This window comes from Leuconostoc sp. S50, assembly GCF_016624925.1.
GTDB lineage: Bacteria > Bacillota > Bacilli > Lactobacillales > Lactobacillaceae > Leuconostoc > Leuconostoc pseudomesenteroides.
Genome location: NZ_JACVUE010000010.1, coordinates 39,542 through 60,673, shown reverse-complemented (window position 1 = coordinate 60,673; position 21,132 = coordinate 39,542). Strand labels below are relative to the sequence as shown.

General features: G+C 39.7%; 19 protein-coding genes. 3 read left to right on the top strand and 16 right to left on the bottom strand.

Features of this window, described 5'->3' with window-relative positions; genetic code table 11:
- Positions 1–29: 29 nt before the first annotated feature.
- On the bottom strand, positions 30–692 hold the full coding sequence (locus tag IAE53_RS08650; RefSeq protein WP_200136294.1) for a uracil-DNA glycosylase: 663 nt from the start codon (positions 690–692) through the stop codon (positions 30–32).
- 51 nt (positions 693–743) lie between these two features.
- Between IAE53_RS08650 and IAE53_RS08645 the strand changes: the two genes are divergently transcribed.
- Positions 744–1,283, top strand: coding sequence for an LURP-one-related/scramblase family protein (locus IAE53_RS08645; protein WP_010291839.1), 540 nt, complete (start codon positions 744–746; stop codon positions 1,281–1,283).
- A gap of 67 nt (positions 1,284–1,350) precedes the next feature.
- Here IAE53_RS08645 and IAE53_RS08640 read toward each other — a convergent pair whose 3' ends face one another.
- A complete protein-coding gene (locus tag IAE53_RS08640) occupies positions 1,351–2,490 on the bottom strand; it encodes a PTS transporter subunit IIC (protein ID WP_200136293.1) in 1,140 nt (379 codons plus the stop codon).
- A 370-nt stretch (positions 2,491–2,860) separates the two neighbouring features.
- Between IAE53_RS08640 and IAE53_RS08635 the strand changes: the two genes are divergently transcribed.
- Together IAE53_RS08635 and IAE53_RS08630 are read left to right on the top strand one after the other, a co-directional pair.
- The gene (locus IAE53_RS08635) at positions 2,861–3,187 is read left to right on the top strand and encodes a hypothetical protein (protein WP_139967454.1); all 327 of its coding nucleotides are present in this window, start codon (positions 2,861–2,863) and stop codon (positions 3,185–3,187) included.
- Positions 3,171–3,878 carry an SAM-dependent methyltransferase gene (locus tag IAE53_RS08630; RefSeq protein WP_200136320.1) on the top strand — a complete coding sequence of 236 codons (708 nt, stop codon included), beginning with the start codon at positions 3,171–3,173 and terminating at the stop codon, positions 3,876–3,878. Before IAE53_RS08635 ends, IAE53_RS08630 begins: the two co-directional genes overlap by 17 nt.
- Before the next feature lie 35 nt (positions 3,879–3,913).
- On the opposite strand, the gene IAE53_RS08625 is transcribed toward IAE53_RS08630, so the two are convergent.
- The 14 genes from IAE53_RS08625 to IAE53_RS08560 form a co-directional block, all read right to left on the bottom strand.
- Entirely contained in the window at positions 3,914–4,750 is an 837-nt protein-coding gene (locus tag IAE53_RS08625; protein ID WP_200136292.1) for a DUF368 domain-containing protein, read from the bottom strand.
- A gap of 65 nt (positions 4,751–4,815) precedes the next feature.
- Positions 4,816–5,346 carry an adenine phosphoribosyltransferase gene (locus IAE53_RS08620; protein ID WP_148423759.1) on the bottom strand — a complete coding sequence of 177 codons (531 nt, stop codon included), beginning with the start codon at positions 5,344–5,346 and terminating at the stop codon, positions 4,816–4,818.
- A gap of 35 nt (positions 5,347–5,381) precedes the next feature.
- Positions 5,382–7,349: a single-stranded-DNA-specific exonuclease RecJ gene (recJ, locus tag IAE53_RS08615; RefSeq protein ID WP_200136291.1), complete on the bottom strand. Its 1,968-nt coding sequence runs from the start codon at positions 7,347–7,349 to the stop codon at positions 5,382–5,384.
- Positions 7,336–8,292, bottom strand: coding sequence for a ribonuclease Z (gene rnz, locus IAE53_RS08610; RefSeq protein WP_200136290.1), 957 nt, complete (start codon positions 8,290–8,292; stop codon positions 7,336–7,338). The genes recJ and rnz overlap by 14 nt, the downstream gene beginning before the upstream one ends.
- Positions 8,293–8,403: 111 nt before the next feature.
- On the bottom strand, positions 8,404–8,925 hold the full coding sequence (gene msrA, locus IAE53_RS08605) for a peptide-methionine (S)-S-oxide reductase MsrA (protein WP_188352995.1): 522 nt from the start codon (positions 8,923–8,925) through the stop codon (positions 8,404–8,406).
- Positions 8,926–8,985: 60 nt separating this feature from the next.
- Positions 8,986–9,939, bottom strand: a complete 954-nt coding sequence (locus tag IAE53_RS08600) for a ketopantoate reductase family protein (protein WP_188352996.1) — start codon at positions 9,937–9,939, stop codon at positions 8,986–8,988.
- Between the two features lie 118 nt (positions 9,940–10,057).
- The gene (gene trmD, locus IAE53_RS08595; protein ID WP_148423754.1) at positions 10,058–10,798 is read right to left on the bottom strand and encodes a tRNA (guanosine(37)-N1)-methyltransferase TrmD; all 741 of its coding nucleotides are present in this window, start codon (positions 10,796–10,798) and stop codon (positions 10,058–10,060) included.
- A complete protein-coding gene (rimM, locus tag IAE53_RS08590; protein ID WP_200136289.1) occupies positions 10,798–11,319 on the bottom strand; it encodes a ribosome maturation factor RimM in 522 nt (173 codons plus the stop codon). The genes trmD and rimM overlap by 1 nt, the downstream gene beginning before the upstream one ends.
- 44 nt (positions 11,320–11,363) lie before the next feature.
- Positions 11,364–11,846 (bottom strand): methylated-DNA--[protein]-cysteine S-methyltransferase, encoded by a 483-nt coding sequence (locus tag IAE53_RS08585; RefSeq protein WP_148423753.1) that lies wholly within the window; start codon positions 11,844–11,846, stop codon positions 11,364–11,366.
- A 76-nt stretch (positions 11,847–11,922) separates the two neighbouring features.
- A complete protein-coding gene (locus IAE53_RS08580; RefSeq protein WP_148423752.1) occupies positions 11,923–12,153 on the bottom strand; it encodes a hypothetical protein in 231 nt (76 codons plus the stop codon).
- Positions 12,154–12,499: 346 nt separating this feature from the next.
- Positions 12,500–12,697 carry a hypothetical protein gene (locus tag IAE53_RS08575; protein ID WP_148423751.1) on the bottom strand — a complete coding sequence of 66 codons (198 nt, stop codon included), beginning with the start codon at positions 12,695–12,697 and terminating at the stop codon, positions 12,500–12,502.
- Positions 12,698–13,041: 344 nt separating this feature from the next.
- Positions 13,042–16,737 (bottom strand): helicase-exonuclease AddAB subunit AddA, encoded by a 3,696-nt coding sequence (addA, locus tag IAE53_RS08570; RefSeq protein ID WP_188352998.1) that lies wholly within the window; start codon positions 16,735–16,737, stop codon positions 13,042–13,044.
- Positions 16,737–20,219 carry a PD-(D/E)XK nuclease family protein gene (locus IAE53_RS08565; RefSeq protein ID WP_200136288.1) on the bottom strand — a complete coding sequence of 1,161 codons (3,483 nt, stop codon included), beginning with the start codon at positions 20,217–20,219 and terminating at the stop codon, positions 16,737–16,739. Before IAE53_RS08565 ends, addA begins: the two co-directional genes overlap by 1 nt.
- Positions 20,219–21,010: an alpha/beta hydrolase family protein gene (locus tag IAE53_RS08560; RefSeq protein WP_148423748.1), complete on the bottom strand. Its 792-nt coding sequence runs from the start codon at positions 21,008–21,010 to the stop codon at positions 20,219–20,221. The genes IAE53_RS08565 and IAE53_RS08560 overlap by 1 nt, the downstream gene beginning before the upstream one ends.
- Positions 21,011–21,132: the final 122 nt, after the last annotated feature.

The following is a 21,132-nucleotide window of genomic DNA, read 5'->3' as shown; positions in this document are numbered from 1 at the left end:
ATTTTGTTGTTATTTTGTGAATGTTTTAACTATCCCATCCAATCAATCGGTTCTCGATTATGTGTCCTTAAATACGCATTCGCCTTTGAAAAAGGTTGGCTACCGAAAAATCCGCGATATGCTGACAATGGACTAGGATGCGCACTCGTGATAACTAAATGCTTTGATTCATCAACAAAACGACGCTTTGACTGGGCAAATTTTCCCCACAAAATAAAGACTTTCGGCGTGCTATCTTCTGAAGCAATTTGAATCAACGCATCAGTTAATGGTTCCCAAATTAAACCTTGATGTGCATTAGCGCGCCCTTCCGGAACAGTTAGTACAGCGTTGAGCAATAAAACGCCCTGCTCCGCCCAACTAGTTAAGTCATGAGACTGACGCTGCCCAATATCTGTTGACAGTTCTTTTAAAATATTTTGCAAGGACGGTGGCGCAGGAACGTCATCAGGAACTGAAAAACTCAGACCCTGCGCTTGTCCAACTTCATGATATGGATCTTGTCCCATTATCACGACTTTAGTCTCAGGAAGTGGTGTTGTTTCTAGCGCAGAAAAAATTTTTTCTCTAGGCGGAAAAATATTTTCTTCGAACTGATAGGTTTGATTAATAAATATTGCCACACGATCTAAATAATCCGAAGTAAGTTTTGCTTTGACGGCTGGTGCCCAAGTTGTGTGAGTTAACGGCATTTTTTTCTTCTTTCATGATAAAATAATAGGTGAATGAGAGGTGCTTAGCAGATGACAAAATATTATTTGAGACAACGACATAGTATTGATGATGGTGTCAATATTGTTTTTGACTCCGACTTTAAGGCATCTTACCTTGTTTCAGGTCGCTCCGGTAAAAAGTCTGATGAACTTCACGTTCAAGACATGTCAGGCAATGTGCTAGTACGTATTCGTCAAACATCTTATGGCATTTTACCACGCTTCACCCTTAACTACCGTGGCCATATTGTTGGCTCAATCAGTTTTACTTTTGGGCATCTCGGTGATATTGTTTATGTTCGTCATCTTGGTTGGTTAATTTCTGGCAATTTTATTGCCAATCGCTACCTCATCTACCACAATACCAAAAAATTACTCAGTGTCAAACCCGAAAGTCGTCCTGATGGTATCTATAACCAGTTAACCGTTACTTTCGACTCACAAGCACCTGTTCATATTGCTATTGCTGCTCTATTGGATATTTGGGGCGTAAAATCTAACCCGCTAACAGCCATCAAATGGCTACCAGGTCAAAACCGCACCTACAAATTAACGACCAAAGTACACTAAAAAACCACCAATTTTCTCATTAAACAATGAAATTTGGTGGCTTTTATTATTTTAGAACTTGGTTAAATTAAATCAGCTCCAAATGCAATTGTTGTGGCTTAGCCCAACCAATTTTGCGCATAATGCGATAACCGATAAATGAAACAACGACTGGTACGGCAACGCCGACGCCCATATAAGCAGCAAATGCAACTGGGTTAGATCCCGCCAATGCCAATGGCACAATGAATGAGTTAAATCCGATACCCGCCATCGCGAATGGTGCCGTCACATGGAAGACCATTGTTGCAATTGGAGCTGCAATGGCGGCGCCAATCATTGGTGGGATAATCAAAGCTGGATTTTCTGTCAAATTAGGGAATTGAATTTTTGGTGTTACGATACCTTGTGCAATGGTTGCCCCAATCTTGTTTTCATGGAATGACATTGCAGGGAAACCAACGAATACTGCGGTTGTACCAATCAAGATAGCACCGGCTGCTTCAGGTGATGTTACACCCGTAGCACCAATAGCGACTGCCAATGCGGCGGCTGAAGCTGGTGTCATGGTCAAAGCACCAAACACCATCGCAACAACAGCTGTTCCAATAATTGGGTTAACTGCAACACTTGAAGCAATGAAAGCACCAATAGCAACCAAAATTGGTGTTGTTACAGCGGCCAAATAGTAACCCGCAACTGTTCCAACAATTGTTGTTGCGGCAGGAACGATTACCATATCCAATGGTGTTTTACCGCTCAACCATTTACCAAACAATACAGCTATCAAACCAGCCAATACGGCTGAAATTGGTTGACCAGTTGTAATAATTGCCGATCCAGCAGCTTGTGCACCGGCATAACCAGTTGCGGTAACACCTTGGACAGCTTTATCAGTGAAAAATACAGCGTTAGCACCAACCGCTGATGCGGCCATAGCACTAAACATAACCATTGTGTTGGTTTTCATTTGTGAAGCAATCGCTGCGCCAAAAGCAGCTGGCAACATTACTTTGGTGATAGCGCCCATTTGTACCATTGGTGCCCAATGAATAAATCCTGCAATTGTTTGCAACAATAGGCCCATACCCAAAGTCACCAATATTGCATTAGAGACAGCAGCACTGACTTTGTAGACTGTATCGCGAATTGATTCTTTGTCGACAGCGGCTGACTTTTTGTTACTTGCTGATTTTACCTGCTCTGCTGTAATTGCATTTTGTGCCATAATTCTTTCTCCTTAAATGTGTGTTCTCCAATGTGAGCCCACAATCGTTGAGAAAAATAAAAATGCCCCAACGATTGCTCGTTAGGACATTCCTACCTAACCAGCTACCAAACTTATCAATGACGATAGTCTAGTAGCTGATGTTGCTCAAATAACAACCTACTAGACTCAAATGAGTTGGAGGTTGAGGAGGAGGGCGTTATTGAATTTGATGGTCATGTGCTTTGTCATGATACGACTCCTTAAATTTGAGCGACGAATGCGCTATTACTTTATGAATAATAATATACACTACTAATATTTACATGTCAATACTTTTTCTAAATTCTAATAAAAGTGTAGTATAATTGAATGATTGGAGGGTTTATCTATGAAAAAATTATTTCAATTCATTGGTGCTATTGTCACCATCATTGTTGTGCTACTCATTCTCATCCCTATTTTACTTGTTGTTATTGGTGTTGCTGTGCCAGTTGTTTTGAGTATTATTGGTATCGCGTTGTTATTTGCCCTAATTGTTGCAGCTATTGGTGGTATCATCGCTATGCTGACAATGTGGCGTTTTAGACGTGATATTAAAAACAATGATTTTGACTTTGAACATCATGGCAAACATTATAATGTTCACATTGACAAACACGGTGCAAGCTTTAAAAATCGACGCGACGTGACTGAAGATGATGATACCCTATCTTGAACAACTCAATCAATGGGAAGAAAAGTTTGCAACAACATCTGATGTTCTTTTTAAAATTCAGTCAGTTAAAAAAGCCATTGTCAGCTTGAAGCTCCAACAATTACCAAAAAATAACTTACCCCTACTATCCTTTTCAGAAAAAGAAATTTTTAGCAATTTTGCGTTAATGCCGCTTGATGATGATTTAGCTATGTTTCGACAAGAAATCATTCAAACCTTTGGCATTTGGCATATTCCTAATCAGCGATGGTTAGTGGATTTACATCATTTTATCAATGGTCGTTCAGTATTAGAAATTATGGCTGGCAATGCTTTGATTTCTGCTGGACTCCGACAACTACAAGATGAAGTAACCAGCACAGACAATTTTGATTGGCGTGGTCAAGATATTTTGACGCCTAAACCATGGACTCATGTTGAACAAGAAGATGCACTAGAAAGTGTCAAGCGGAGATCCTTCGATGTTTTAATTTTAAGTTGGGCCCCTGACACTCAAAACATTGATTGGCAAATTTTAACCACCTTGCGTAACCAAGGATTTACAGGGGATTTTATTGTCATCGGTGAACAAAATGGCGTTACAAATTCTCCTGAATTTTGGCAAAATGCGATTTTGTCGCAACCAGAAATTCTCAATCAGAACCATCAACCCTTTGATACGATTAAAGATGCTGTTTGGTTAGTCAAATAAAAAACGATTACGTAAGAATTATACGTAATCGTTTTTTATTTGTATTTTTTTTCTAAGCCACTCATCCAGTACCCTACTACGATACCCAAAACAAACAGGATCGCACTAATTAAGGCACTGGTCATGTTAAAACCGCTATAATCGGCAACTGGTGGTATAACAATCAAGACTGTTGAAACAACAACAATCGCCAAAATAAAGTGATAAACAAGAGAATAAAAGTGCTGCAACAAGTAACTCATGACTTTAGAAAAGGAAATTAGAGTCACCATCGCTCCTACAGCAATTGGTATGAAAACACCCATATCCGCGCGTTTGAAGCCAGCTAACATTGGATCAAACAGGCCAAGATATAACAAAAAATTCGATGGACTTAAGCCAGGCACTATCACACCTAGTGCAATGAGCGCCCCCGCCAACAACCAAGAGAAGAAATTAATTGGCATTTGTCCAAAAATGGCAGTCATATTATACAAAAATAACCCGCCCACAACTGCTGTTACACCAAACATGATCCAATCACGATAACTGCGCCCTTTTTTTGCACTTTCTTTGAATAGTGCAGGCAATGTCCCAACAATTGCACCAGCAAATCCCCAAAGCACTATTGCTTTATAGGAGACCAACAAAAACTCAAGCGGTCGGCTGAGTAAAATAATACCAGCAATTCCGCCCAGACCGACCGGCAAAAAAAACGCAAAATCTCGTTTGAAATTTTGACGAATATGAGCCATAAAACTGAGCATGCGCTCGTAAAGTCCTAATATAGCAGCCAAAACACCACCAGAAACGCCTGGCAAAATAAAACCTAAGGCAATAAAAACACCTTTAATAAAGCGAATAAACCAATTCGTGATTTGTTTTTTTTCCATAGCATTAAGATTAAAGGATAAATGAGAAGGTGTCAAGCTCTGCAACTATCCCATTTTTGACACTTTTAATACTCCATCAACGCTAAAAATGGTACTTCACCGGCTTCCATGATTTTTTCACGGCCATGTAAATCTTCTAATTCAATAATGAATGCAACACCGGCAACTATACCACCTAATTTTTCAATGATTTCTCGTGTCGCATTAATGGTGCCACCAGTAGCCAGTAAGTCATCAACAATTAGGACACGCTGACCTGGTTTGATAGCATCCTCATGAATTTCCAGTTCGTTAACACCACCATACTCAAGTGTATAGGATGCACTGACAGCTTTACGCGGAAGTTTGCCACCTTTACGTGCTGGGACAAAACCAATGCCCAAAGTGTAGGCTAATGGTGACCCGACAATAAAGCCACGTGATTCAGGTCCTGCAATTAAAGCCACATCCAGTTGCTTGGCAAAATCTGCTATCGCGTCAACCGCTTGCTTGTAAGCAACGCCATCCCCCATCAGTGGTGAAATATCACGAAAATTGACACCTGGTTCAGGAAAGTTTTCTACTGTTGCAACGTAATCATGTAAATCTACTGTCATTCTTTTTCTCTGAGCCAAAGCTCATACTTTCTAAATTATCGACCAGCTAAATATTTTTGGTAGGTTGTGGAAGTCGTTAACGATTTTTGTGCGGCATTTGGGTTAATTTTGACAAAACCGTCATGTACCGACACAAAATCTAACTCGATAAACACTTGCACCATAATATTTAGGTCCGTTTTGCTAATATTGAATTGTTTGGCAATTTTATCCAAATTTTCGGCAAAATTCAAGGTTTGATTGTGATAAATAAATTTATATAAACTCGCAAAAAACCTTTTATGTTCTTCATTATCATCTTTTTGAACCGGTAAATCAACATCAAGTAATAATAATTGTAATGTTTTTTTGCCTCGAAAATAATTCAAACCTAACGTACCAACCATAGCATGACCATTAGGCTGTGCGACTACCGGCAACCAGTCAGGGTGATTAAAACCAAGTACCTCAACATTATTTTGTAATTTTAACTTGATATGTTGTTTAGCATTGCCCATTGTGACAGCACTAACAACACTTGGTGATTTTAAAGCGAAAACAGGCTGTGGATTATCTGTTCCAAATGGTTCCATCATTTGCAAATCATGATAAATTTCAGTTGTCATCGCTTCAGGTGGCAAAACCAAATTGACATCTATTGGCTCGGGTTTCACAATAATCTGATCATTTTGTGAACGTATTTGTTCAATTAGCTTTTTGAGGTTATCTGGCGTTATTGCCAAACCCAAAGCGCTTTTGTGACCACCAAATGTTGCGTATAACTGACGATAATCATTCATCAACTGATACAAGTCAAAATCACCAAACGTTCGACCCGACCCTTTATAGATACCGTCAACTAAACTCAAAACAATCACAGGTTTGTGAAGTATATCAACTAATCGACTAGCAACAATTCCTAAAATACCCTGATGCCAACTATCCCCAGCTACAATAACTACTTTATCTGGCTGATATTTTTCTGACAAAGCAACTTGTTTTGCTGCACCCAAAACTTCCTCAACAATTTCTTGTCGCTGAGCATTCAATGCTTCAACCTCAGAAGCTAAGGTGACAGCTTCTTCTGGATCTTGAGACATCAACAGTTTTAGTGATAAATCAGCATCCCCCAATCGTCCTACCGCATTAATGCGTGGTGCAATTTTGAAGCCGACTGTTTCTGAAATGACTGGTTCATTATCTTTTTGACCAGCGTTCTTTAAAATAGCACTTAATCCTGGACGCGGCGCTTGATTGATTTGTTGTAAACCAAGTGCCACAAGGACACGATTTTCGTCGGTTAGCGACACCATGTCTGCTAATTCGCCTAATGCCACTAAATCCAAGAGCTCTGTGGGTAACTCAGAAATATCAGTGGCAGTTTGACCATCGCTGAGTAACGCCTGCGCCACTTTAAAAGCCACACCTGCTCCTGACAAGTCACCAAATGGATAGTTTCCTTTCGGATGTCTTGGATGTACAATTGCAAAAGCTTTTGGTAGTGTTGCAGGTAATTCATGATGATCGGTAATAATCACATCAATACCTTGTGCCATTGCATATTCAACCGCTTCATTACCACTAACGCCATTATCAACTGTCACGATTAGTTGTGCACCATCTGCAATTAATTTTTGGTAAGCCGCGACATTAGGCCCATATCCATCAGAAAAACGATTTGGAATATAGGCAGTCACATCAGCGCCCAAAACTTCTAATGCCTCAACCATAATGGCTGTACTGGTGACACCATCCATATCATAATCGCCATACACAACAATTTTTTCACCGCCAAACGCTGCTTCCTGCAAACGCTCAATAGTGGCCGCCATATCATGGAGCGCCATCGGATCGTGGAGCGTAGACATACTAGGTTTTAAATACTGAAAAGCAGCCTCAGGCGAATCATAGCCTTTTTGGGCAACAATCATCGCGGAAAGTTGGCTAATATTTAATTGTGACACCAGTTGTTTAACAACTTTATCATTTGGTTTTGGCAACATATGCCAGTTACTTTGACTCATGAATTTCTTTCTTAAATGGAATTTCGATTACATCCAAATCTCGCGCAACGTATGTGTTGGGAAATACTTTTCGCACGTCTTGAATGAGATTTTTGACCAACGGACCAACATAACGTGCTGACAAATGTGTCAACACTAGCTTACCAACTTGGGCTTTTCTGGCCACATTGGCCGCATTAATGCTAGTTGAATGGGCGTGTGCTCTCGCCATCTTTGATTCTTCATCACTTGCACCATAAGTACTTTCATGCACTAATACATCCGCATGATGCGCCAATAAAGCAATATTATCATTAGGTCGCGTGTCTAGTATCAATGTCACAACACGTCCTTTTTGTGTTTTCCCGATATAATCCAGTCCGTTTATCGTACGACCGTCAGGCAATGTCACTGTTTTACCTGCCTTTAACCGACCATATAAAGGTCCAGATGGTATATTTTCAGCACGTAACTTGTCAACCAAGAGTTCCCCTGGATGATCTTTTTCAACGACGCGAAATCCCCAAGTTTCAATGCGGTGACGCATCGGTGCTGCAATCACTTGGAAGGTTGGATCATCAAAAATAACCCCTTCCTGCAAAGCTACATAATTGATAGGATAAGACAGACGAGTTTCAGAAACACGCAAAGCAGTCTGTACAAAATCTTTAATGCCTTTAGGACCATAAATCGTTAACGGTTCATTTTTATCAGCACCTTGAAACGAGCGGGAGCTCAAAAAACCAGGTAGCCCAAAAATATGATCACCGTGTAAATGAGATATGAAAATTTTTTCGACTTTTCGTGGTCGAATTGTTGTTTTTAAAATTTGGTGCTGTGTGGCTTCCCCAACATCAAATAGCCAGACAGCGTTTCGTTCATCCAGTAGCCGTAAAGCAATACTAGTCACATTTCTAAATTTAGATGGCTGGCCAGACCCAGTCCCAAGAAATTCAAGTTGCATGTTTTTTTACCTACGGCGTGCTTTCCTTTTAACGTTCATAACGAAATCAATTATAACAAAAAAAAAGCGTCTCCGCTCATTTTCACCGATTTTCAGTATCCTAAAAATCTGTTACTCTTGTTGCCAATTGGCTAGTTTGAAAGCTAATCGTTGCTCCATTTCAAGCGCTTCTCGAGTAGGATCTTTCTTGTAAAATTCTTGATGATACTCTTCTGCTTCATAAAATGGTTTAACATCTTCAATCGTTGTGACAATTGGATCGGTAAATCGACCAGACGCAGCTAGATTAGCTTTAGATTGTTCGGCAATTTGACGCTGTTTTTCGTCAGCAACAAAGATAACAGGTCGATAGTTATCACCACGATCTTGAAATTGTCCCATTGCGTCAGTTGGATCTGTTTGTTCCCAATAGATTTCAACTAATTCTGCATAAGTTATTTTTTCGGGATCAAACCAAATTTTAACTGCTTCTGTATGACCAGTGGTGTGTGATGATACTTCCTCATAAGTTGGATTAACCGTGTGTCCGCCTGTGTAGCCAGAACGTACCTTTTCAATTCCCGGTAACGAATCAAAAGGTTGCACCATGCACCAAAAGCAACCGCCTGCAAATACTGCTGTTTCAATTGCCATTATTTTCTCCTTACAAATTAAAAGTAAAATGATTTGATTCTAATTTTACTTTAATTCTCATCAAATTTCAAAGGTTTCTTGTTGCTTGGCCAATTTAACACGTTCAATATCTTCTTTTGCATGAATTAATCGTGTTACAAGTGCATTAAAAGGTGTGGCGATATGATTTTCACGCCCCAATTTAGCAAAGTAGCCATTCAAAAAGTCGATTTCAGTTCGCTTACCAGCTTGAATATCTTGGTACATTGATGGGTAGTGATTACCCGCGTTTTCTGGTTTTAGCAAATTTGAAAGGTCGCTTAAAATGCCATTGACGTCAACATTAACGCCAGCCGCGTCGCCAACTTGCTTAATCTCATCTAAAATGTTCAATGCAAGATCCATGCCATTCCCTGCTGTCCCGAATTCTGCAATGTTGGCATCAAGTAAGACTGTCAATGGGTTAAGGACTGAATTAATGCCCGCTTTATGCCAAATAGCTTCTACAACATTGTCGGATACTTCAGCATTAAGCCCAGCTTCATTCAAAGCAGTGACAACAGCGGTAATATCTGCGTGATCAATCGCTTGTAATTTAATTGAGCCTGTGCCTGTCACATGAATTTCACCAGGTTGGACCAAATCAGATGTCCACAGAGTTACCCCAGCGATAATTTGTTGTGATGACACGTGCTTTGCCATTACTTCAACATTACCCAGTCCATTTGACAAGACTAATAACTGTGTTTGTTTTGTGATAAGCGGTTGAATATCAGTTAACATACGATCCAATTGTGGTGTTTTTGTCAATAAAATCACCAAATCAAATTCACCAGTAACTTCTTTGGGTGTCATGACTGGAATAAAATATTTTTTAGATGACCCGTCATCCTCTGTCACAGTCAATCCCTTGGTATTGATTGCCGCAATGTGCGCTGCCCAACCATCAATACCAATTACATCGTGACCAGCACGTTGCAACATTACACCAACTCGCGCACCTAATGCGCCAAAACCCGCAATTGCAATTTTCATGATTTATTGTCGCATATCATCCAATCGGAAACGATTGTGATACACTTCCTCCACTTTACTTATTAGTACCGTACCATATTTTCTCATCTATAAGTAAAATAAAAAGCTAAGATTTTTCTTAGCCTTCCGTCATTTCTTCAGTTTTAATGTCATCGAGTAAATCACGTTCTTGTGCGGTTAATTGACGATTTTCGAGCAAATCCGGTCGTCGCAAGTAGGTCCGTCGCAATGATTCTTTCAAACGCCACTCTGCAATTTTAGCATGATTGCCATTAGTCAAAACTTCTGGTACTTGTCGTCCTCTAAAGTCTGCTGGTCTAGTGTATTGCGGAAATTCAAGTAGGCCATTCTGAAATGAATCGTCATCAGCACTTGAAGCGTTGCCAAGAATTTCCGGTAAGAAGCGCACTGTGGCATCAATAATAACCATCGCGCCCAGTTCACCACCAGTTAAAACATAATCCCCAAGTGAGATTTCATCATCTACTAACTCGCGAATACGATCATCATAACCCTCATAATGGCCCGCAATAAATGTCAAATGATCATATTGCGCCAGTTCTTGTGCAACAGAATGATTAAACTGTCGTCCGGCAGGGTCCAATAAAATGACATGTCCCTTATCACCGGCCTTTTTTTCAACATCGGCCATCGCATCAAAAATTGGTTGGGGCATCAATAACATGCCCGCACCACCGCCGAATGGATAGTCATCAACATTATTATGCTTGTTGTCCGTAAAATCACGAAAATCAGTCACATTAAAATCAAGTGCCTGTTTGTCAATCGCTTTTCCAATAATTGATTGTCGCATCGGCGCAAACATATCTGGAAAAAGACTTAAAACATCAATTCGCATTAATCTAACAACCCTTCTAAAACATCAATGGTAATCAATTTGTCGTTGACGTTTATTTCCTTTACAACATCATCAATCAGCGGAATGAGCGCATCAGATTGACCTTCACGTTTAACAATCCAAACATCATTAGCACCAGTGGTCATAATCTCTTTAACAATACCGATATGATTGCCTGATAAGTCAACAACCTCACTATCAATGATTTCATCATAATAATATTCATCATCGCCGAGTTCTGGACGTGAATTGCCTTCTACATAAACGTCATCGCCTTTGTATTTTTCAATCTCGTTAATATGGCTGACACCGTCGAAGAGTACCAACCAAGCATTTTTGTGTAAACGTGAGGATTTAACTGTTACCGGTACGCGACCTTGTTTGGTATCAATAAAAAGAGACGCTCCTTTTTGGAAACGTTCTTCTGCAAAATCGGTGATAGCCATAATTTTGACTTCGCCACGGATACCATGCGTGTTAACAATTGTGCCAACTTTAAAAAAATTATCTGTATTAGTCATGACTCTATTGTATCAGGTTTTTAAGTAACAACCTATACTCCAAGTTAATCAATTTTAATGCCTTCTAGGGTTAATAGTTGCGCTTTGACTAAAGTACCATATCGAAATTTGCCAACGCCACCACTTTTAGGCAAAATACGGTGACAAGCATTAATAATTGGTAATGGATTTTTACCAACAGCGCTTGCGACAGCACGAATCGCCTTAGGACGACCCACTTTTTCTGCTAATTGACTATAAGTCAATGTGCCTTTGAACTGATTAAGCGTCCGCCAGACTGATTTTTGAAATTCAGTACCCGAAAGAAAATCAATTGGCACACGCGTCCAGTCAACTGGCAAACCATTTTCGTATTGATGGAACAGTTGCGCAACCGGCAGTGTATCTGGTTCTAACCCATATCCTGGATATTCAGACAGAAACTCAGCTACCCCATCGTTTGCCAAACTGATAAAAACTAAATGTCCATCACGCTCAAAAACGGTTAAATGACCGCCCAAAAAATCAATTGTCTCATACTTAATCATACGTTTAGTTTATCATGATGATAATGATTCAACAATTATCTTGCATTAAAAGTTAACCCTGTTTGACAAAATAGTTTTACTTATTTTTTTCAACTTTAAGCGATGTCAGTTGGCTTAATAATTTACGTATTCGTGAATGGCATGTACCAGATTCTGTTTCATTCAAATCAGCACCGAAGACTTTCCATAGCAGATAAGCAATGCCTAAGACCAACAAAAAACCACCAAAAACTTCAATAATAAGTATATCTGGAATTAGAATGACAATAACAATTGTTAAAAATATAGCAACTATGAATGCAGGCATAATAGTTCTCCATTCTGCGATAGTATTAATTGCTAAACTGCTGTTTAGTTACCATTTATAATATCATTAAATTTCTGTAATAGATATCTCATTTCAATCCCTTTTTTAGGATTCAAATAAAAAATATTTTGGGGTGATTTTTGCCACTGAAACTGGATTGCTATTTGAAATGATTGCGGGTTTTTAAATATTCGGAAATAAGATATAATCGTTTCGCCTCACATCTGAAGCATTTTTTAAAACGGTTATATAGAGTTTGAGTCTAAAGCACCATTGATCTGAAGTACATTTGAGGCAGAGGAACAGCACTTTCAAGAACACGAGGAATAATCACAATCATGTTTTATCACAAATTTGCTCTTTTTTCTCTTATCAGTTCCTCTAAATTATCAAGATCACTAGATAGTGCATAGTTTAAGATAAAATTTTTAGTTGATGATCTTAAACGCATATAGTTTACATGTTCCCTATTTTTTTCCCGGTATCTTTTATTAGCTATTCGCTGCGCTTCCTTTGGATCATCATACTTATTAGGTCGTCCCATTGCTTCCCCTTTCCTTTAAAAACATTGTAAATTGCCAATATCCATGCGATTGTTGATGTGATTAATATATACCACGTTATTCCATCTATTTTTTGTTTTTTCATAGTGTGTTAAAATGAACGTGGCATAAAGCGGGCCATTGCTGGCCCTAGCTTTATTTCTTCAAAGCACTTATTAGCTGTGATAATGCTTGTAGCGTGGCCGCTATCGCAAGTATTATTTTAACTTCTAAGTGTTTTTTTGTATAAAGCCCCATTAATCAGACATACATCTGAAGCATATTTTTATTCCCTTCTCAATCCAGAATATCACAATTCATTAACTTAAATTGTGAACTTTTACAGTCACCCCACATCTACCACCTCACCCACGCTCAAAGCAATCAGTTTAGGTGGGTTTATTTTGTATTCTGGATATTCTTGTCGTAATGCTTCTTGATATAAATTAAGCTGCCCTTTATAGCGTAGCTTTAGTTGTGCTAATCCTTCTGCAAGGCGCGTTGGTTGCACAAAATCTGTTTTGTAGTCAAATAGCGTCACGCTTTTGGTTGATTCATCGACAAAATAACCGTCAATTATACCGTGTATGAGTACAGGCGCATCGTCATTGACTTCTTGATAGATTTGATTAGCTGGTACAATCATGGCAAATGTGGCTTCTCGTTGTAATGTACGCTGATGTGCTGCAATTTCTTGAGCAAATGGTGTGTGTACAAAACGTAAAATGTCATCAACTTGTATCAATGCTGCCACGCTAGGCAAAATTTGCTCACTAGCCACTAATTTTGTTAATAAATTATCAACACTTTTAGCATCAACAGGTTGCGTTATATCAATCAATTGCAACAGCAAGTGTGTCGCTGTACCAATAGCGCTGCTTGATGGTTTTTGCTGACCGTCACTCAAAAAAGTAGGTAATGGCAAAGTCTCTGACACGTAGGCATTAGCAGCTTGTGTATTGCCTTGCTCATCAAGTATCAGCGTGCTCATATTCAAGCGATCGGGATCTTCAAATAAACGTTTAATCTCACTAACAGATTGATAAGCTGCCGTTTTTGCTGCTGACATATTGGGATATCGGTACGATAGTAGTGCTTTAGCTTGAGTATAGTCTTCAGCTGTGTAATCATCTTGTTGCTCAGCTTCATTAGGCAAGCCTTCTGATACTATATTTGGTGCAACAATATCCATTTGCGGTGTGATTGTAATTGATGTTTTTGCGTTGGTTGGTGTTTCATTTCCCATCAAACGCGGTAGACTATCGTCGCCTAACCACGCGTCCAATACTTGATTCTCAGTTCGTGCAAAACTAATCAGCAACCATTGTAAATATGAATTTGCTTGTAATCGCAAGTTTTCTGACAAAAATTGACCGCTAGTTTGCTTCGCTGATTGCCATAATGCTTTAATTGCTTCGTTGCCCTCTTCGCCTTTAATTTTGACGGTTCCAACAATATAAAGTTGTTGCTCAGCGCGAGTTAATGCAACATACAGCAAGCGCATTTCTTCAGACCAACTTTGTCGTTTTAAAGCTTGTTTGACAACTAATTTCTGCAAGGTCGGCATCGTGACCAATGCGTCGGGTTGCAAATATTCCAGACCAACATCCGCATTTTTTTGAATTAATAGTCCCCCATTCAGGTCTTTGGTATTAAAAGCTTTATCAGCTTCCGGTAGCATGACAATCGGAAATTCTAATCCTTTTGACGCGTGAATCGTCATCAAACGAACCGCTTGTGCGTCAGCTTCTTGTGGTGCCTCACCCAAGTCGCCATCAGAACTTTGCAATTGTTCAATGTAACGAATAAATCGAAATAACCCAGCATGTGTGTTATTTTGGTAGCTTTGCGCATACGTGTACAAAGCGTGTAGATTAGCTTGGCGCTGGGAACCACCTGCCATACCACCAACATAATCCAACCAAGCTGTCTCGTCATAAATGCTCCAAATAAGCGTCACGAGGTCATTTTGAATCGCAATATCATGCCATTTGTTAATCATTGCAATCACGTTTTCAGCTTGTTCATTTGATTTGGCATAGCGATTAAATGCTGTCCAAAAATCATGTTGCTGATCCGCCGTCCGAATGGCCGCCAAATCATTCTCATTAAATTCAAACATTGGCGAACGCAAGATTGCCACTAACGGAATATCTTGATGTGGATTATCAATGACACGTAATATATCCAACATCAAGTATATTTCCATAGCCTGAAAATAATTGCCAACACCATCCACTTGGACTGGAATACCTGCTTGTCGCAATGTCGCGACCAAATCAATATAGCCAGTTTTAGAACGTGTTAAAATTGCAATATCACCATAGGCAACCGGTCGCATTCCCGCTGGCTCAGCTTTGCGGTCATATATAGTTGTACCACGTAACGCTAATATTTTGTTAGCCAGTAAGGCATATTGTGCCTGACGTTTTTCAAATGTATCTTCTTCACTCGTTTCGTCATCATTGTCTTGAGTTATGATATCAAGATGAAAGACAGGTGCGACTTCCTCTGGGTATGAAGCTTTGGGCACTAATTTAGCATCCCCAACGTAAGCAATATCGCCCAATGTTTCATCCATCAGTTGAGTGAAAATTAAATTCGTCACACGCGTAACATTGTTTTGTGAACGAAAATTGTCAGCCAAATCTATTCGGCTATCATTATTTCCTGATTGTGCAAACTTTTTGTACTTGGCAGTAAATAATGATGGTTCTGCTTGACGAAAACCATAAATACTTTGCTTCACATCGCCAACCATGTACATGTTGTGCCCGTTGGAAACACTGGTTAGTAAAGTTTCTTGGAGCTGATTAATATCTTGATACTCATCAACTAAAATTTCTTGGAATTGGCCTTGTATGGTTTGTTTGGTAACGTCATCAGATAAAATTTGTAAGGCTAACGTCCCCAAATCTGGAAAATCGAGTAACTTTGCGTCTCGTTTTGCTTGCTCAAAGGACTTCCGGAAAGACTGCGTCACAATAACTAACGTGTCAATTAATTGAAATGCCAACCCTTGAACACGTAACCATGCCGACTCGTTTAATATGAAGTAGTCTTCCAACCATGGCTTTAATTGTGATTTTGACCCAATGACTTGTGTTCGTACTTGCCGCGCGGCGGCCACCAATGCAGACAGATCAGGATCTTCTTTAATTGCTTTGGTTTGCGTGTTCATTTTAGCAGCTGGTACTGCTAAAATAGCAGATTGTAATGCGTCCCACGAACCCGTTTCAATCTGCTGAGCAACTGACGATAGGTACGTTGCTATTTCGTCAAAAGCATCTTGTGTTTTTTGTAATTCGTCAACACCATCAACGCCGAGTTGAATCTGTTGCACTTTTTCCGTTAAGTCAGCAATGTCCGCCTTCAAAAACGGTTTGATGTGTTTGGTGAATAAATCAGTTTTAACCAATGGCTCGCCACTAACGCGGTATGGATTCCGTAAGTTTTCTAACCATTGCGTGCCATCAGCTCGTGCTTCCGCAAAATCAGCTAATTTTAGAACAATATTTTGCAACGCATCATCATGATTTGGATTACCAAAATTATTGACCAAGGCTAAAAAGTCTTGGTGGTTGTCATTTTCTTCCGCATAAAATTCAGCAAACACTTCAATTAAAACATCTTGACGCATCAGCTCACGCTCGGCTGTGTCAGATAAAAGACGGAATTGTGGATCTAAGCCTATCACGTGATAGTACATTTCAATAAGTCGTAAAGCATACGCATCAATAGTGGAAATATTAGCTGCGGGCAACAACAACAATTGCTCTTGTAAAAATCGTTTTTGTTTCCCAGTTGCCGTCTGCAAACGCTTCTCAATGGCTATCTCTAGTCTTTGTCGCATTTCATGAGCAGCGGCGTTAGTAAATGTCACAATTAAAAAATTGTCAACGCTCGTTCCCGCCAAAATTTTTTGAATAATGCGTTCAATTAAAACTGTTGTTTTACCAGAACCGGCTGAGGCAGCAACCAGAATATTATGATCTGTTTCATCAATAGCGCGTTGTTGATTAGCTGTAAATGTGGTCGCCATTATTCACCCTCATCTTTCAATAATTCTAAAATACGATTCTTATCACCCGTGGTTTGCTCACGATAACGGTCACCAAGCGCGCGATCAAAACGCATAATATCAAGATATGGTGAGTAAGTTAAACCACCCTCAACTGGCGAAAGTGGAAAGTGACCAGCTAATATTTGTTGTCCTGCTGTCACAATGTTTTTTCGATTCCGTTTTAAGAGTGCTTCAAATTCTTCAGGTGATACAGCGTCAACACCTGATTTTCCTAAATCACCATTTTTGAGACGCGCCAGTGGATAATGGGGCGACTTTTCTGATGCTTCAATGTCAGCAAGTGCATCAACATAAGCTGAATCAGAAATGAATAGTCCGCGGTATTTGAAGTTTTCTGGTAAGATTTTACCTGCTAATAGTGCATCAATGTCCATACTACGCGTTAATGAGGTCTTATCAGGTACAATTTTTGCAAAAAACGCCCCACCCACTTTATCAAAACCGAGTTGACTAGCACTCTGTTGCGCAGCATCCCAATAAGTCAACAATTGCATTTGCAAACCATCATAAGCTTGTGCCCAGCTAAATAGTTTGCCATTTGATTTATAGTCAATAATGGTCCCAAATTCACCCGCACTGTCTTGCAAATCTAAACGATCCAACTTACCACGGACATGTATTTTTGGTAACTGTAAGGCTGGCAATGAAGCTTTTGGAAAACCAAATAATTGTTCGACCGCTAATGGCCGACTCGTGTTTTCACGTGCTGCTGCTTGCAAATTCAATAATAAAATGTCACTAACACGTGTCAAATACTCACTGGTAGCACGCATTTTACCATCTTCGGTAAGCATCTCAAAAACTGGCAATGTTACTAATTCAGCCATTTGTTCGGAAACCAAATGTTTGATATCATCGCTAGTCAAGTCACGCAAACTTAAATTATTTTGAATGAGGTGCGCTAACACCTTTTCAAAAATAGCATGATACAGTGTGCCTGTTTGCGCGACATCTAGGGTGTTTGTTGTGCGCTCTTTTAAACGCAGCCCATACTGCAAAAAGTAGGCATACGGATTATGGTAGTAACTTTCTAATTGAGAAATCGAGACATTTAACTGGTCACCAAACAGTGCTGCCACAAATTCTGGGCGCAATTGGACCGGCTTATTTTGATAATTTGGTGCAGAAAAAACACGATTAAGTCGTGATTTTACCGTTGTTTCAAGCAATGATTTCACTGCTTTAAACGCAGAAGTTTGCCTAGCAACCGGTAAAATTTTCACTAATTCAGATAATGTTGTTTGAGGTGTTCCAATATAGTGTTTAATTAGGGCTGAACTAGAAGCTGGCTGCCCGCTGACGGTTGTCACGTCAACACTGAAGGCATCAACTAAGCGTTTGAAAAATGGCGACATTTCTGCTATTTGTCCACTGCTATCCAAGATTGGGTAAGATAACGTGATATGATCAGTCGCTGACATCAGACTACCATAAAATAACAAATTTTCTTCTGCCATCTGCTGCTGCGCTGTATTTTGCAGGTATCGTGGCTGGTCACCTGACTGTAAGTCTGGCATAACCATTGTTCGCTCGGCATCATTAATTAAAGCTGTTGTTTTAGTTTGTGCCGGTAAGTTTTGGCGCGTACCGCCAATAAAAAATAATGCCCGATAGCTCGTACTTTGCACAATCCCAGCTTCAGATATGGTTAATTGATCTAGACTGTTTGGAATGCCTGAAAATTTAGCACCGGAAAAGCCAGCAATCAAAATATCAACCATGTCTGTCAAAACAAAATCATCATCGCCTTTGAAACTAACCATATCATCTAATGTCTGGCTAAACATCTGCCAAACTTCATCGTGTTGTTGGGCGTGTACTAAATCCCCCTGCGCCATTAAATTATCGCGTTGCTTAATCAAGGCTTCAACAACATGCTTTTTTTGTAGCCATTCGATCAACACAGTGGCTGCTTGACGGAAAGTTGTTGCTTTTTTAAAACCATCATCTAACTGATCAAATGATTTAACCACAAAGCGACGCAAAAACTCGAGCCGTTGATTAATTTTTTGATCTTGTGAAATTTCTGTTTCATCATTATCACGAGTCACTTGGAATAGTTGAAAAGGTCGATCAAACTGATGCCAAGTGGACTCATAAGGTCGATAAGCATATAAATAATTATCCAAATAGCCCACAATGTCGAAAAATTCATCACTATCAACTAACTTTCCGTCGACAGTTGGTCGCAACAAACCCGTTTTTAATATTGCTAACACATTTTGATAATTAAATTTTTGTGGCGATAAAAGTGTCATAATCAGTTCGACCAACGGATGATTCATCATTGTGATATCAGTGTCCAGAAAAAAAGGCAGCTCAAATGTGGCCATCACAGCCGAAATATGAGGTTGATAAGGTCCCAAATCGCGAGCCAAAATCAAAATATCTCTTAAATGCAGTGACGGATCCTGTTGTAAAGCACGCTTGATGCGTCTGGCTACCTCCTGAATTTCCACAATCGGCGTTTCAGCTGCAAATGCTTGGAGTGCGGTTATATTATTATCAGTTGCTTGAAATGAACGATATTCCCCTAATTTCTCCCATGCGGATAAGACTTGCTCATTAGCAGAAGAGAGATTACGCAAACTGCTAGCACTACGAGTATTCACTGATTGTTGATTGTTTGATGCCCATGCAATCAACTGTTGGGCAGTTGTCATCGGCTTAAAAAAGACATCCCCTGCTTGCTGTTTACCCAGTTTTGAAGTATCACCTAATAGCGCTATTGTCACTGGATAGCGGGCAATTAAAGCATTTACGACAGCTTGTTCCGCACTAGTAAAGCCATTGAAGCCGTCTAAATAAAACATCGTATTTGTCAGCTCAAAATCATTCAATTCCTCGACAAAATGCAACAAAGTTTCTTGTACAGTAATTCTTTGTTGTCCTAGTTGTTGTTCAAATGCTTCAGCGACAATTGCCAAATCACGAAGTTTAGCATTTAAAGTTTGTCGCAAAAAAATATTGTCAGCTGATTTAGCCACTATGTCAAGCAAATCTTGAGGTGATACGCGACTCACACGTAGCTCAATTAATTGTGAGACCAACGCTGTCACAAAACCGCTTTTAGCTTGTAGACGTGCAAAAACTGGCAATTGGCTTGCCTTCTCTCGCAAAATATCAGTGACCATCATAAACAATCCGGCCGTTGAAACCGTTTCTGGTTGCTTCGTTGGTCTATTTTTCATGAGGGCCCAAGCCAGCCGTGTTAACGAATATACCTGCAGCCGACTCTGCGAATAACGTTGCACCTGACTATGACCATTGATTACAGAAAAACGTTGAAGCACATCAACTTCGCTGTCAAATTTAACGTGATTAGGCACAATATAATATATGGTTAAACTAGCATTTTGCTGGAGCTGTTTTTGAATATCGGCCAACATTTCACCACGCATGTCATGCTTAGCACGCCCCATTAAAATATTGAGCGCCATTAACTTAGCCTTTCTTCAGGGACATAATTAATTGGTAACCATTCTAAGACACGCTCAATTTTTTTATCCCAATAATACCATTCATGCTTACCAGGTGCAGTTTCAAAAGTGATATCATAGTTTAAATCACGTAACTTTGGAATGAAGTCATCGTTAGTCGGCTTTAAATAATCCTGTTCTCCAATCCAAGCGTATAATTGTGGTTTATGCGTATTTTTTTTGGCTAGCGCAAGCAAGTCATTATCCGAACCAACAAATTTGTCCAAATCGCCAAAAATACCGGTCCAATAATCATGCGGCGTCTCATCTGGTATTGTACCAAATTGCGGATCACCTACTAACGCACCTGACAATGAAGCGGCATAGCTAAACCGAGTTGTGCCTAATCCAAGTTTGAAAGCACCGTAGCCACCCATCGATAAACCAGCGACAAAGTTTTTTTCGCGCTTGGTTGACAGTTGTGGGAACAATGAGGCTACTTTGTTCGGTAATTCTTCTGCCAAGGCATCAAAGTAATTCAGACCGTATGTTGTGTTAGTATACCAGGCCAAATCAGTTGACGGCATCACAACAGCCACAATTGTTTGACGAACTAATCGCTCAATCGATGTACGACGCTGCCAAATATCTTGATCGCCAGACATGCCATGTAGCAAATACAATACTGGTATGTCTTGCAGCATATCAGCTGTCCAACTCGGATTGTGATCAGATAATTCAGGTAAAATCACGTTCATGTGTCGATCCATTCCCAAAACCTGCGAATAATAATTAACTTGTAAAAATGCCATGCGTTGTTATCCCCTTTTAGTATTTACTGCTATTTTAACAGAAATAACCTGCAATTGTGATTGGAAACATCAGTTTTTTTTCGCTATTGTCGCAAATCAAAACCTATTTTTGGCAAAAAAAA

Bases quoted from the DNA above. Each gene is read 5' to 3' on its own strand.
- addA (WP_188352998.1), bottom strand. From the start codon at position 16,737: ATGGCGACCACATTTACAGCTAATCAACAACGCGCTATTGATGAAACA.
- IAE53_RS08630 (WP_200136320.1), top strand. From the start codon at position 3,171: ATGATACCCTATCTTGAACAACTCAATCAATGGGAAGAAAAGTTTGCA.
- IAE53_RS08650 (WP_200136294.1), bottom strand. From the start codon at position 692: ATGCCGTTAACTCACACAACTTGGGCACCAGCCGTCAAAGCAAAACTT.
- recJ (WP_200136291.1), bottom strand. From the start codon at position 7,349: ATGAGTCAAAGTAACTGGCATATGTTGCCAAAACCAAATGATAAAGTT.
- IAE53_RS08600 (WP_188352996.1), bottom strand. From the start codon at position 9,939: ATGAAAATTGCAATTGCGGGTTTTGGCGCATTAGGTGCGCGAGTTGGT.
- IAE53_RS08620 (WP_148423759.1), bottom strand. From the start codon at position 5,346: ATGACAGTAGATTTACATGATTACGTTGCAACAGTAGAAAACTTTCCT.
- IAE53_RS08645 (WP_010291839.1), top strand. From the start codon at position 744: ATGACAAAATATTATTTGAGACAACGACATAGTATTGATGATGGTGTC.
- msrA (WP_188352995.1), bottom strand. From the start codon at position 8,925: ATGGCAATTGAAACAGCAGTATTTGCAGGCGGTTGCTTTTGGTGCATG.
- IAE53_RS08580 (WP_148423752.1), bottom strand. From the start codon at position 12,153: ATGCCTGCATTCATAGTTGCTATATTTTTAACAATTGTTATTGTCATT.
- IAE53_RS08565 (WP_200136288.1), bottom strand. From the start codon at position 20,219: ATGGCGCTCAATATTTTAATGGGGCGTGCTAAGCATGACATGCGTGGT.
- rnz (WP_200136290.1), bottom strand. From the start codon at position 8,292: ATGCAACTTGAATTTCTTGGGACTGGGTCTGGCCAGCCATCTAAATTT.
- IAE53_RS08575 (WP_148423751.1), bottom strand. From the start codon at position 12,697: ATGGGACGACCTAATAAGTATGATGATCCAAAGGAAGCGCAGCGAATA.
- rimM (WP_200136289.1), bottom strand. From the start codon at position 11,319: ATGACTAATACAGATAATTTTTTTAAAGTTGGCACAATTGTTAACACG.
- IAE53_RS08640 (WP_200136293.1), bottom strand. From the start codon at position 2,490: ATGGCACAAAATGCAATTACAGCAGAGCAGGTAAAATCAGCAAGTAAC.
- IAE53_RS08585 (WP_148423753.1), bottom strand. From the start codon at position 11,846: ATGATTAAGTATGAGACAATTGATTTTTTGGGCGGTCATTTAACCGTT.
- IAE53_RS08635 (WP_139967454.1), top strand. From the start codon at position 2,861: ATGAAAAAATTATTTCAATTCATTGGTGCTATTGTCACCATCATTGTT.
- IAE53_RS08625 (WP_200136292.1), bottom strand. From the start codon at position 4,750: ATGGAAAAAAAACAAATCACGAATTGGTTTATTCGCTTTATTAAAGGT.
- trmD (WP_148423754.1), bottom strand. From the start codon at position 10,798: ATGCGAATTGATGTTTTAAGTCTTTTTCCAGATATGTTTGCGCCGATG.
- IAE53_RS08560 (WP_148423748.1), bottom strand. From the start codon at position 21,010: ATGGCATTTTTACAAGTTAATTATTATTCGCAGGTTTTGGGAATGGAT.